This window comes from Citrobacter sp. wls613, from assembly GCF_005281195.1.
Lineage (GTDB): Bacteria > Pseudomonadota > Gammaproteobacteria > Enterobacterales > Enterobacteriaceae > Citrobacter > Citrobacter gillenii.
Window position 1 is genome coordinate 198,130 of the sequence record NZ_SZXN01000069.1, and the last position, 12,102, is coordinate 210,231.

General features: G+C 48.3%; 11 protein-coding genes and 1 pseudogene. 11 read left to right on the forward strand and 1 reads right to left on the reverse strand.

Translation table 11 applies throughout. From position 1 onward, the window contains the following. Positions 1-101 precede the first annotated feature (101 nt). The 7 genes and pseudogenes from FDX01_RS17665 to FDX01_RS17695 all read left to right on the forward strand — a co-directional run bounded on the left by FDX01_RS17665 (position 102) and on the right by FDX01_RS17695 (position 4,672). Positions 102-842 carry a carbonic anhydrase family protein gene (locus FDX01_RS17665; protein WP_135911309.1) on the forward strand — a complete coding sequence of 247 codons (741 nt, stop codon included), beginning with the start codon at positions 102-104 and terminating at the stop codon, positions 840-842. Next, positions 842-949 (forward strand): annotated as a pseudogene (gene prmA, locus FDX01_RS23940) (50S ribosomal protein L11 methyltransferase); the annotation flags it as partial. The gene FDX01_RS17665 and the pseudogene prmA, both read left to right, overlap by 1 nt. A 138-nt stretch (positions 950-1,087) precedes the next feature. After that, positions 1,088-1,867 carry a carbonic anhydrase family protein gene (locus FDX01_RS17675; RefSeq protein ID WP_137400213.1) on the forward strand — a complete coding sequence of 260 codons (780 nt, stop codon included), beginning with the start codon at positions 1,088-1,090 and terminating at the stop codon, positions 1,865-1,867. Positions 1,868-2,165: 298 nt separating this feature from the next. Continuing rightward, the gene (dusB, locus tag FDX01_RS17680) at positions 2,166-3,131 is read left to right on the forward strand and encodes a tRNA dihydrouridine synthase DusB (protein WP_096755457.1); all 966 of its coding nucleotides are present in this window, start codon (positions 2,166-2,168) and stop codon (positions 3,129-3,131) included. Between the two features lie 25 nt (positions 3,132-3,156). Next, the gene (gene fis, locus FDX01_RS17685; RefSeq protein WP_000462905.1) at positions 3,157-3,453 is read left to right on the forward strand and encodes a DNA-binding transcriptional regulator Fis; all 297 of its coding nucleotides are present in this window, start codon (positions 3,157-3,159) and stop codon (positions 3,451-3,453) included. Positions 3,454-3,540: 87 nt separating this feature from the next. Next, the gene (gene yhdJ / locus FDX01_RS17690; RefSeq protein ID WP_135911307.1) at positions 3,541-4,425 is read left to right on the forward strand and encodes an adenine-specific DNA-methyltransferase; all 885 of its coding nucleotides are present in this window, start codon (positions 3,541-3,543) and stop codon (positions 4,423-4,425) included. An 82-nt stretch (positions 4,426-4,507) separates the two neighbouring features. Further along, positions 4,508-4,672, forward strand: a complete 165-nt coding sequence (locus FDX01_RS17695) for a DUF2556 family protein (RefSeq protein WP_003025279.1) — start codon at positions 4,508-4,510, stop codon at positions 4,670-4,672. Between the two features lie 62 nt (positions 4,673-4,734). Here FDX01_RS17695 and envR read toward each other — a convergent pair whose 3' ends face one another. After that, entirely contained in the window at positions 4,735-5,391 is a 657-nt protein-coding gene (gene envR / locus FDX01_RS17700; RefSeq protein ID WP_096755455.1) for an acrEF/envCD operon transcriptional regulator, read from the reverse strand. Between the two features lie 413 nt (positions 5,392-5,804). Between envR and FDX01_RS17705 the strand changes: the two genes are divergently transcribed. From FDX01_RS17705 to FDX01_RS17720, 4 genes are all read left to right on the forward strand, one after another. Then, entirely contained in the window at positions 5,805-6,962 is a 1,158-nt protein-coding gene (locus FDX01_RS17705; RefSeq protein ID WP_115257348.1) for an efflux RND transporter periplasmic adaptor subunit, read from the forward strand. 11 nt (positions 6,963-6,973) lie between these two features. Then, positions 6,974-10,087: an efflux RND transporter permease subunit gene (locus FDX01_RS17710; protein WP_117342760.1), complete on the forward strand. Its 3,114-nt coding sequence runs from the start codon at positions 6,974-6,976 to the stop codon at positions 10,085-10,087. A gap of 270 nt (positions 10,088-10,357) precedes the next feature. Further along, complete coding sequence (locus FDX01_RS17715) at positions 10,358-10,579, forward strand: lipoprotein (RefSeq protein ID WP_096755452.1); 222 nt, start codon at positions 10,358-10,360, stop codon at positions 10,577-10,579. Between the two features lie 458 nt (positions 10,580-11,037). Continuing rightward, positions 11,038-12,063 carry an amino acid ABC transporter substrate-binding protein gene (locus tag FDX01_RS17720; RefSeq protein ID WP_096755451.1) on the forward strand — a complete coding sequence of 342 codons (1,026 nt, stop codon included), beginning with the start codon at positions 11,038-11,040 and terminating at the stop codon, positions 12,061-12,063. Positions 12,064-12,102 lie beyond the last annotated feature (39 nt).

Genomic DNA, 12,102 nt, shown 5'->3' on the forward strand with positions numbered 1-12,102 from the left:
CGTTTTTTGTACATCCCGCACAACGTCCCTGCGCTAGAATATTTGCTTAACTCATTGAAGTTAAAAACAAATAAATACTAACCATTCACTGGACGAATTGTATGAAAACAACTTTTGGTAAGGCGGCGCTGTTGGCGCTAAGCATCATGCCCGCAACGGTTTTTGCATCTCACTGGAGCTATGAAGGAGAAGGCTCTCCTGAACACTGGGGCGCGCTCAGCGAGGAGTACAAAACTTGCCAGGCCGGAATGAACCAATCCCCCATCAACATTGACACAACGCTTACAGCTCATCTCCCACCGCTTACCATTCACTATACCGATGGACCGGCCACGCTCATCAACAATGGCCATACCATTCAGGCGGGTCTAAAGACCTCGACCAAAGATAGCGTTACCATTGATGGAATACCATTCATCCTCCAACAGTTCCATTTTCACGCCCCCAGCGAAAATACCGTTCATGGCAAACATTACGCCATGGAGGCACATCTGGTGCACAAAGATGCAAAAGGTGATGTTGCCGTCGTCGCAGTCATGTTTGATATCGGGGCAGAAAACGCAGAGCTAAATAAACTGTGGGCAACAATGCCCGAACAAGCTGAGCAGGACGTCAGAGTAACCTCGCAGATGGATCTTAATGCACTGCTGCCCATCGATAAGACTTACTGGCGCTTTAGCGGTTCTCTGACAACCCCTCCCTGCACCGAAGGCGTAACCTGGATTATCCTGAAACACCCGATGACGCTTTCAGAAGTACAGCTTAAAAAATTCACTCAGACTATGCATCACAACAACAACCGGCCAGAACAACCACTCAATGGCCGCGTGATCGTGGAGTAATCCTCAGAACCCGCTCAGAAGGCGTCTGCGAAGACTACGCCGATCTCTTTACACTCGATCTGCTGCCCGAAAAAGAAGAGTGGTGCCGCATTACCGGTCAAAAAAAATTTTTACGGCGTGGTTCTCTGGCTGCGCCATTTTCAGACAATACACCAGCCAGTAATCCCCCACCCCAACGCTAAAATACTCAACATAGTCATTTGATTTTATTTGTTTTTAAACACAGGCATTTACTGGGTGAATATATGTATCTAATCCGTGTTAGAACAACGCTGCTGTTGGCATGCCTCATGTCCTTTTCAGTGCAGGCATCGTCATGGGGATATAGCATCGGAGATACCTCCCCTGAACATTGGGGGGAAATCAACAAAGAGTATAAAAGTTGCCAGACCGGGATAAATCAATCCCCTATCAATATTCAGCCCACCGATACCAGCAAACTTGGGCTCCCTATACTCACCATGCAGTACACCGATAGCCCAGTAAGGTTCCAGAGCATCAATCATACGCTTCAGGCGACGATGAACAGCTATACCCCTGATACCCTCAACATCGACAATCAGCTTTACTATTTAAAGCAATTGGATTTTCACGCACCGAGTGAACACACCATCGAGGGGAAAAACTACGCGATGGAGCTCCAGCTGCTCCACAAAAATCAGCAAGGTGACACCGTTATTGTGGCTGTCATGTTTGATGTTGACGAACCGAATCAAGCCATTAAAAACTTGTGGGAATCCTTTCCAACCATGGAAGGTAGCAACATGCCCATCTTCTCACCGGTCAACATCAACCAACTTTTGCCCGACAATAAAGTCTACTGGCGCTACAGCGGCTCATTGACGATTCCGCCATGTAGTGAAAACGTTATCTGGATTGTCCTGAAAACGCCAATGTCCCTCTCAACCGAACAGCTTGAAAATTTCAGGTACATCGTAGGACATATGAACAACCGTCCACTGCAACCACTGAATGGTCGCGAGGTTGAGGACAGCCAATCAGGCAACACCGAGATCCTGTACTAAAATGAGGTGACGATCACACAATGTCCCGATAATTTGCTGATTAATTCAGCAGATTATCTTGCCAGTATCTCCAGGCGATGAAGAAAAAATGAGAAGTTACGCAAAATTATATGCGTATATAAAACAGACACATTTTTATAATCCAATGATTTATATAATTAATTATTTTCATCCGTTCACATTTACGGCAATTCATTGATCCACCTCAGTGGATTGGTCAAAGTTTGGCCTTTCATCTCGTGCAAAAAATGCGTAATATACGCCGCCTTGCAGTCACAGTATGGTCATTTCTTAACTCATGCGTATCGGACAATATCAGCTCAGAAATCGCCTGATCGCAGCACCTATGGCTGGCATCACTGACAGACCATTCAGGACGCTGTGCTACGAGATGGGAGCAGGATTGACGGTATCCGAGATGATGTCTTCTAACCCGCAGGTTTGGGAAAGTGATAAGTCTCGTTTACGGATGGTGCACGTTGATGAACCAGGAATTCGCACGGTGCAAATTGCCGGTAGCGACCCTGTTGAAATGGCCGATGCCGCACGTATTAACGTGGAAAGCGGCGCCCAAATTATTGATATCAATATGGGGTGTCCGGCTAAAAAAGTGAATCGCAAGCTTGCAGGTTCAGCCCTCTTGCAGTACCCGGATTTAGTGAAATCGATACTAACCGAGGTCGTCAATGCAGTGGACGTTCCTGTCACTCTCAAGATTCGCACCGGCTGGGCTCCGGAACACCGTAACTGCGTAGAGATTGCCCAACTGGCTGAAGACTGTGGCATTCAGGCTCTGACCATTCATGGACGCACCCGCGCCTGTTTGTTCAATGGAGATGCTGAGTACGACAGTATTCGGGCAGTTAAGCAGAAAGTTTCCATTCCGATTATCGCGAATGGCGACATTACTGACCCGCATAAAGCCAGAGCTGTGTTCGACTATACGGGGGCTGATGCCCTGATGATAGGCCGTGCAGCTCAGGGAAGACCCTGGATCTTTCGGGAAATCCAGCATTATCTGGACACTGGGGAGCTGCTACCCCCCCTGCCTCTGGCAGAGGTGAAGCGCTTGCTTTGTGCGCACGTTCGGGAACTGCACGACTTTTATGGTCAGGCAAAAGGGTACCGAATTGCGCGTAAACACGTATCCTGGTATCTCCAGGAACACGCTCCAAATGACCAGTTTCGGCGCACATTCAACGCCATTGAAGATTCCAGCGAACAGCTGGCGGCGTTGGAGGCATACTTCGAAAATTTTGCGTAAACAGAAATAAAGAGCTGACAGAACTATGTTCGAACAACGCGTAAATTCTGACGTACTGACCGTTTCTACCGTTAACTCTCAGGATCAGGTAACTCAAAAACCCCTGCGTGACTCGGTTAAACAGGCACTGAAGAACTATTTTGCTCAACTGAATGGTCAGGATGTTAATGATCTCTATGAGCTGGTACTGGCTGAAGTAGAACAGCCCCTGTTGGACATGGTGATGCAATACACCCGCGGTAACCAGACCCGTGCTGCCCTGATGATGGGCATCAACCGTGGTACGCTGCGTAAAAAACTGAAAAAATACGGCATGAACTGATACTAATCAGTTAAATGTTTGTTTTAAAAGGCGCTACTCGGCATGGGGAAGCGCCTTTTTTATAAGCATCATAAGGAGGCTTTGACGATGAACGCAGGATGTGAACCCGTCTATTTTGGCGATGAATCGAAAAAGATAATCCACGGTGATGCGCTGACCGAACTGAAAAAACTGCCGTCTACAAGCGTCGACCTCATTTTTGCTGACCCACCTTATAACATCGGCAAAGATTTTGACGGGCTCGTAGAATCCTGGGACGAAGAGACCTTTCTGGCATGGTTGTTTGAGTGTATTGATGAATGCCATCGAATACTCACGCCGCAGGGTACCATGTACATCATGAACAGTACGGAGAACATGCCGTATATCGACCTCAAATGTCGCCAGCTTTTCACCATCAAAAGCCGCATCGTGTGGTCCTATGATAGCTCGGGAGTCCAGGCCAAAAACTTCTTTGGCTCAATGTATGAGCCTATCTTGATGATGGTCAAAGACTCGAAAAGCTATACCTTTAATCGTGATGACGTTCTGGTTGAGGCTAAAACGGGCGCCAAGCGCGCGCTAATCGATTACCGAAAGAACCCACCTCAGCCGTACAATCATCAAAAGGTGCCCGGTAACGTCTGGGATTTTCCCCGCGTACGCTATCTGATGGATGAGTACGAAAACCATCCGACCCAAAAACCTCAGGCGCTGTTAGAACGCATTATTCTCGCGTCCTCCAACCCGGGTGAGATTGTGTTAGATCCGTTCGCAGGAAGCTTCACCACGGGCGCGACGGCAGTGGCGTTGAATCGCAGATTTATCGGTATCGAAGTCAATGATGAATACGTAAAAATGGGGCTTAGAAGACTGAGCATTAGCTCCCACTTTTCAGAAAATGACCTTGCAAAGGTCAAAAAGCGAAAGACAAAAAACCTGTCTAAAAAGAGTCGATTAGCTGAAAAGAACAACGTAATTTCAACAAAGTAAAAGCATTGTAAGTCTGCTTTTCAGCATAGAGATTTCGTGTATATTCCCTGCACGCTTGGGTATGAATACACAGGATTTGGTAATGATTCGCAAGTATTGGTGGCTGGTTGTTTTTGCTGTCTTTGTTTTTCTTTTTGATGCCCTACTCATACAGTGGATTGAGTTAATGACAACAGAGCATGATAAGTGCCGGAATATGAACTCGGTGAATCCCCTCAAGCTGGTCAACTGCGTCGACCTTGAATAACCCATCCGCTAACGCGCGTTTCCAGCCGTCATGCCATGACGGCTGACTGCGATCAGCCGAATCTACCCTACCTGATTTTCACGCTCAACAAATTGCATCACACAGCCATCGGGACTTAGCATTTTTAATACGTTATCGACTAATACTGGCGCCTGTTCATAAAGATCATAACTGACTGGATTCATTAACCAGTTTTTTATTATCCCACTAAAGCTTCCGTGTAAAATAATCAGGATAACGTCTAAATCCAGACTGGTGGCGATAAGATTTTCATCCATACATTTCTGTAATGAATCACGTATTCTTTGATGGCAAAGGCCTATTTTATCGCGAATATCCTGTTCCGATATCATATCGTTATGGAATTCACATTTATGATATAAAATTTGCATTAATGCCTGCTGGCGGGGGATTTTTGCAATATATTGCAAACCCACGACTAATTTCTCCCGTAGCCTCTGTAGCGGATTGTCACCCCAACGTCCGATGAGTTGGTCCTGAATAAGATCGCGCAAGGGAGGTTGCTGCAGCCAAAGCTCATTAAACAGTTGACTCTTATTGTCGAAATGCCAATAGATTGCACCTCGCGTCACGTTAGCGGCATCCGCTATGTCATTAAGCGTTGTATTGCCGACACCCCGTGCCGCAAACTGTACAATCGCCGTTTCAATCAGGTGCTGGCGCGTTTTGAGGGCATCAGCTTTCGTTTTTCTCGCCATGGTTCGAATGCCTGAGACAGAGTAGGGAATGATAAACTTTCTTATCTAATATTTACTGTACGGAATTAATGTATCACTTAGCCTTTATTTAGACGAGTTCTAAAACATTTCATTACATACACTCAGCACAAATAAACAATGTGAATAAAATGAAAAAATACATTCACCAATGCAATACCTATTTCTATATGTGTTAATGCAAGTCATAACATGACTAATCTTCGCTTAATGAAAGGGCAGTTGTTTCTTCTTTTTTTGTTTTTATGTGCCGTGGATTACGCCGCAAAATAAGTATTGCTTACATCGCAAGCTAATTATTTGTAGGATAGCTAACTATTATTTTTTATTTGTGCGCGTTATCACCTGCCATTACTCCGGTAAATAACGAGCCTTCGGTTCTTTAAGGAATAGAAATGACGAAAACTGCCAGGTTCTCGCTCCTGCCCTCATTCATCATCATCTCCGCTGCATTACTCGCCGGCTGTAACGATCAAGGAGAAACACAGGCACATCCCACCGAGCCACAGGTGACAGTCCATGTTGTTGAGTCAGCCCCCTTAGCCGTGACGACCGAATTACCGGGGCGTACAAGCGCATTTCGCATTGCAGAAGTACGCCCTCAGGTCAGCGGGATTGTACTTAAACGGAATTTCACCGAAGGCAGTGATGTTGAAGCTGGCCAGTCGCTTTACCAGATCGATCCCGCGACCTATCAGGCTGACTATGACAGCGCTAAAGGTGAACTGGCAAAAAGCGAAGCCGCGGCAGCAATCGCGCACTTAACGGTAAAACGCTATGTTCCACTGGTCGGAACAAAATATATCAGCCAGCAAGAATACGATCAGGCCATTGCTGACGCACGTCAGGCCGATGCCTCCGTTATTGCCGCCAAAGCGGCTGTCGAAAGCGCGCGTATTAACCTTGCCTACACCAAAGTGACATCACCGATTAGCGGACGCATCGGTAAATCTAGCGTCACCGAGGGCGCGCTGGTCACTAATGGTCAGGCTACAGCGCTCGCTACCGTGCAACAGCTCGATCCGATTTACGTCGATGTGACGCAGTCCAGTAACGACTTTATGCGCCTCAAACAGTCTATTGCACAAGGCAGTCTGCATAAAGACAACACCAGCAGCACCGTCGAACTGGTGATGGAAAATGGCCAGTCATACCCGCTGAAAGGCACGTTGCAATTTTCTGACGTGACGGTTGATGAAAGCACTGGGTCAATCACTCTCCGAGCCGTATTCCCTAACCCGCAGCACACTCTACTACCCGGTATGTTTGTGCGCGCACGCGTTGATGAAGGCGTTCAACCCAATGCCATCCTCGTTCCACAGCAGGGCGTGACGCGTACGCCGCGCGGCGATGCCACCGTGATGGTCGTTAACGACAAGAGCCAGGCTGAAACTCGCCCAGTCGTCGCCGTGCAAGCTATTGGCGACAAGTGGCTGATTAGCGAAGGCTTACAGTCGGGTGACAAAGTCATCGTAAGTGGTTTACAGAAAGCGCGCCCTGGCGTGCAGGTTAAAGCCACCACCGATGTCCCTGCAGCGACTGCGGCGCAATAAGGTAACAGGACATGGCAAACTTTTTTATTAGGCGTCCTATCTTTGCCTGGGTACTGGCCATCATTTTGATGATGGCGGGTGCGCTGGCAATCATGCAGCTGCCCGTGGCGCAGTATCCTACTATTGCCCCTCCTGCCGTTGCGATTTCCGCAACCTACCCAGGTGCGGATGCGCAAACCGTGCAGGACACGGTCACACAGGTTATCGAACAAAACATGAACGGTATCGATAACCTGATGTATATGTCATCCACCAGCGACTCAGCTGGCAGCGTGACTATCACGCTGACGTTCCAGTCCGGCACCGATCCTGATATTGCTCAGGTACAGGTACAAAACAAACTGCAGCTCGCGACCCCATTACTGCCACAGGAAGTCCAGCAGCAGGGTATCGGCGTTGAGAAATCAAGCAGCAGCTTTTTGATGGTCGCGGGCTTTGTTTCTGACAATCCACAGACCACGCAAGATGACATCTCGGACTATGTCGCCTCAAACATTAAAGACTCCATCAGTCGTTTAAACGGCGTGGGCGACGTGCAGCTGTTTGGTGCACAGTACGCCATGCGTATCTGGCTGGATGCGAATTTATTGAACAAATACCAGCTCACACCGGTTGATGTCATTAACCAGTTGAAGGTGCAAAACGATCAGATAGCCGCAGGCCAGTTAGGCGGGACACCTGCATTACCTAATCAGCAGCTTAACGCTTCGATAATTGCGCAAACACGCCTGAAAGATCCACAAGAGTTCGGCAAAGTGACATTACGCGTGAACAGTGATGGCTCTGTTGTTCACTTGAAGGATGTGGCGCGCATTGAGTTAGGTGGAGAAAACTACAACGTCGTTGCCCGTATTAACGGTAAACCGGCATCCGGCCTTGGTATCAAGCTGGCTACCGGTGCTAACGCGCTGGATACCGCCAACGCAATTAAAGCTAAACTGGTCGAACTGCAACCGTTCTTCCCGCAGGGAATGAAGGTTGTTTACCCATATGACACCACGCCGTTCGTCACCATCTCTATTCATGAGGTAGTGAAAACACTGTTCGAAGCGATCGTGTTGGTGTTCCTCGTGATGTACCTGTTTCTGCAAAACATCCGCGCCACGCTCATTCCAACCATCGCCGTGCCCGTCGTATTACTGGGTACCTTTGCCGTACTGGCAGCGTTTGGCTACTCGATAAACACCCTGACGATGTTCGGGATGGTACTCGCCATCGGCCTGTTGGTCGATGATGCGATAGTGGTGGTCGAGAACGTTGAACGCGTGATGATAGAAGAAAATCTCCCCCCCAAAGAGGCGACGGAGAAATCCATGTCGCAGATTCAGGGGGCGTTGGTGGGTATCGCCATGGTGCTGTCTGCGGTGTTTATCCCGATGGCCTTCTTTGGTGGTTCCACCGGGGCAATTTACCGCCAGTTCTCAATCACCATCGTTTCTGCCATGGCACTTTCGGTACTGGTCGCATTGATTTTGACCCCTGCGCTCTGTGCCACATTGCTCAAACCGGTGTCAGCAGAGCACCACGAGAAAAAGAGCGGCTTCTTCGGCTGGTTTAATGCCAAATTCGATCACAGTGTCAACCACTATACCAATAGCGTCAGTGGCATTATTCGTAAAACCGGACGTTATCTGGTCGTCTATCTGATCATCGTTGTGGGAATGGCGGTGCTGTTTATGCGCCTACCCACCTCCTTCCTGCCGGAAGAAGATCAGGGCGTATTCCTGACCATGATTCAACTTCCGGCTGGCGCAACACAAGAACGTACCCAAAAGGTGCTGGATCAGGTCACCCACTATTACCTGAACACGGAGAAAGCCAACGTTGAAAGCGTCTTTACGGTTAACGGCTTTAGCTTCAGCGGACAAGGGCAAAACTCAGGGATGGCGTTTGTCAGCCTCAAGCCCTGGGAAGAGCGTAGCGGAACGGAAAATAACGTTGAATCGATTATTGCCCGTGCAACCCGCGCCTTTAGCCAGATTCGTGATGGTCTGGTATTCCCCTTCAACATGCCCGCCATTGTTGAATTGGGCACGGCAACTGGCTTTGACTTTGAGCTGATTGACCAGGGGGGACTGGGACACACGGCGTTAACCCAGGCACGTAATCAGTTGATGGGGATGGTCGCCCAACACCCGGACCTGCTGGTTCGTGTACGCCCTAATGGCCTGGAAGATACCGCACAGTTCAAGCTGGATGTCGATCAGGAAAAAGCGCAGGCGCTGGGTGTTTCGCTATCTGATATTAACGAAACCATTTCCGCTGCACTGGGCGGCTACTACGTCAATGACTTCATTGACCGCGGCCGCGTGAAAAAAGTGTACGTCCAGGCTGATGCAAAATTCCGTATGTTGCCGGAAGACATCAATAATCTGTATGTCCGCAGCGCCAATGGCGAAATGGTGCCATTCTCAACATTTAGTTCTTCTCAATGGGTCTATGGTTCACCGCGGCTGGAACGTTACAACGGTATGCCATCAATGGAGCTACTGGGAGAAGCCGCACCGGGTAGAAGTACCGGTGAAGCCATGGCAATGATGGAAAGCCTGGCAGAAAAACTGCCAACCGGTATCGGTCATGACTGGACCGGTATGTCTTACCAGGAACGCCTGTCAGGTAACCAGGCACCTGCGTTGTATGCCATCTCGTTAATCGTTGTCTTCCTTTGCCTTGCCGCATTGTATGAGAGTTGGTCGATTCCCTTCTCCGTCATGCTCGTGGTTCCACTGGGTGTTGTGGGTGCGCTACTGGCCGCGTCGCTGCGCGGAATGAATAACGATGTGTACTTCCAGGTTGGCCTGCTTACCACCATCGGTCTCTCTGCCAAAAACGCCATACTGATTGTGGAATTTGCCAAAGACCTGATGGATAAAGAGGGTAAAGGCTTGATTGAAGCGACGCTGGAAGCCTCCCGCATGCGTCTTCGCCCAATCCTGATGACTTCGCTGGCCTTTATTCTGGGGGTTATGCCGTTGGTAATCAGTCGCGGCGCAGGTAGTGGCGCACAAAATGCGGTTGGTACCGGTGTGATGGGGGGAATGCTCACCGCCACATTGCTCGCTATCTTCTTCGTTCCTGTCTTCTTTGTTGTCGTTAGACGACGTTTTAGTCGACACAATGATTAATTTGTAAAATAAAGGCGTCTACGGACGCCTTTTTACCGGATATTGAGATCTTTATTTATTAATAAGATAGCCATTTATTTTTTCCCACCCCTCAGAAAAAAAGCATTTATTGCTATCTGCTTTATTCATTATGTTTACAAACCACACGAATTGAGATTATTCCTCATGTCAGTCTTTTTTTAAGAGGTGGTAAAATAGCTTTCGATTTCGCAGATGGCTTTGCGTTTGTCTTTGCTTTATTAGCGAAACGTTTATTTTAGAGGTAACACCATGAAAAGATTAATTTCCGTTGCATTGCTGACAGCATTACTGGCAGGCTGTGCACACGATTCTCCTTGCGTACCTGTCTATGACGATCAGGGCCGCCTGGTTCATACCAATACCTGTATGAAAGGCACCACGCAGGATAACTGGGAAACAGCAGGTGCAATCGCCGGTGGTGCTGCTGCCATTGCCGGCCTAACACTTGGGATCGTTGCCCTAACCAAATGAATCCTCTTAAAAGCGCGGTACCTGCCGCGCTTTTAATCAGAATGATAATTATCATATAAGACAAAAGGTTGGTGTAAGACATCAATCATAGAATAAGATTATTATAGATTCCACTCACATATCCGCGATGTGAAATTAGCATTTTTTGTATTCTTCGTAACAACATGTCCTCCTATCGTTATTCTCACGTCATCAATATTACCGCCCGAAATCGTTATCCTGCGTCCTGTCTGAATTTTAAATTTTTTGCGCCGAAATGTGGCTTACGTTTCAATTTTGCACCACTTCAGGGCGCTGCATTTATTTTTTCCTGTCTACACTCTGCATATTGCGTCGAATATTCGGTCGCAAAAAACTGGCACTACCTTTGCTTAGAAGAGTATGGCCAAAGCCACAGACAGGTAAAAGACGTTTTCAAAACGTCTCTATAACAATAATTCCTCCACACAGGATGCTCTATGAAAAAGATGATAATAGCCAGCCTGGCTGCGGCCGGCGTGATGCTTGCGATCGCAAATCAGGCACATGCCGGCGCAACGCTTGATGCCGTAAAGAAAAAAGGATTTGTACAATGTGGTATCAGTGATGGTTTGCCTGGTTTTTCTTACGCCGATGCGAACGGTAAATTTTCGGGTATTGATGTCGATGTTTGCCGCGGTGTTGCCTCTGCCGTATTCGGTGATGATACAAAAGTAAAATATACTCCACTCACCGCCAAAGAACGCTTCACAGCGTTACAGTCCGGCGAAGTCGATCTTCTCTCACGTAACACCACCTGGACCTCTTCTCGTGATGCTGGTATGGGCATGTCCTTTACTGGTGTAACGTATTACGATGGCATTGGTTTTCTCACCCACAATAAAGCTGGTCTGAAGAGCGCTAAAGAACTGGATGGCGCAACGGTGTGCATTCAGGCAGGTACAGATACCGAACTGAACGTGGCCGATTACTTTAAGGCCAACAACATGAAGTACACCCCCGTCACCTTTGACCGATCGGACGAATCCGCCAAGGCACTGGAATCTGGTCGCTGCGATACGCTTGCCTCCGACCAGTCTCAGCTGTATGCCCTGCGAATCAAGCTAAGCAATCCTGCAGAATGGATCGTCCTGCCTGAAGTTATCTCCAAAGAGCCGCTGGGACCTGTCGTCCGCCGTGGGGATGACGAGTGGTTTTCCATTGTTCGCTGGACCCTGTTCGCCATGCTGAACGCTGAAGAGATGGGTGTTAACTCGAAAAACGTTGATGAAAAAGCAGCTAACCCGGCAACACCGGATATGGCTCACCTGCTAGGCAAAGAAGGTGACTACGGCAAGGATCTGAAGCTCGATAACAAATGGGCTTACCATATTATTAAGCAGGTAGGAAATTACGCGGAGATCTTTGAACGTAACGTGGGATCGGAAAGCCCGCTGAAGATCAAACGCGGACAGAACAACCTCTGGAATAACGGCGGCATCCAATACGCACCGCCGGTGCGTTAATCCGTAGCGATGTAACGGGCGCCGCAGCTGCGGCGCTCA

Bases quoted from the DNA above. Each gene is read 5' to 3' on its own strand.
- FDX01_RS17710 (WP_117342760.1), top strand. From the start codon at position 6,974: ATGGCAAACTTTTTTATTAGGCGTCCTATCTTTGCCTGGGTACTGGCC.
- envR (WP_096755455.1), bottom strand. From the start codon at position 5,391: ATGGCGAGAAAAACGAAAGCTGATGCCCTCAAAACGCGCCAGCACCTG.
- fis (WP_000462905.1), top strand. From the start codon at position 3,157: ATGTTCGAACAACGCGTAAATTCTGACGTACTGACCGTTTCTACCGTT.
- FDX01_RS17675 (WP_137400213.1), top strand. From the start codon at position 1,088: ATGTATCTAATCCGTGTTAGAACAACGCTGCTGTTGGCATGCCTCATG.
- FDX01_RS17695 (WP_003025279.1), top strand. From the start codon at position 4,508: ATGATTCGCAAGTATTGGTGGCTGGTTGTTTTTGCTGTCTTTGTTTTT.
- FDX01_RS17705 (WP_115257348.1), top strand. From the start codon at position 5,805: ATGACGAAAACTGCCAGGTTCTCGCTCCTGCCCTCATTCATCATCATC.
- FDX01_RS17720 (WP_096755451.1), top strand. From the start codon at position 11,038: ATGAAAAAGATGATAATAGCCAGCCTGGCTGCGGCCGGCGTGATGCTT.
- dusB (WP_096755457.1), top strand. From the start codon at position 2,166: ATGCGTATCGGACAATATCAGCTCAGAAATCGCCTGATCGCAGCACCT.
- yhdJ (WP_135911307.1), top strand. From the start codon at position 3,541: ATGAACGCAGGATGTGAACCCGTCTATTTTGGCGATGAATCGAAAAAG.
- FDX01_RS17715 (WP_096755452.1), top strand. From the start codon at position 10,358: ATGAAAAGATTAATTTCCGTTGCATTGCTGACAGCATTACTGGCAGGC.
- FDX01_RS17665 (WP_135911309.1), top strand. From the start codon at position 102: ATGAAAACAACTTTTGGTAAGGCGGCGCTGTTGGCGCTAAGCATCATG.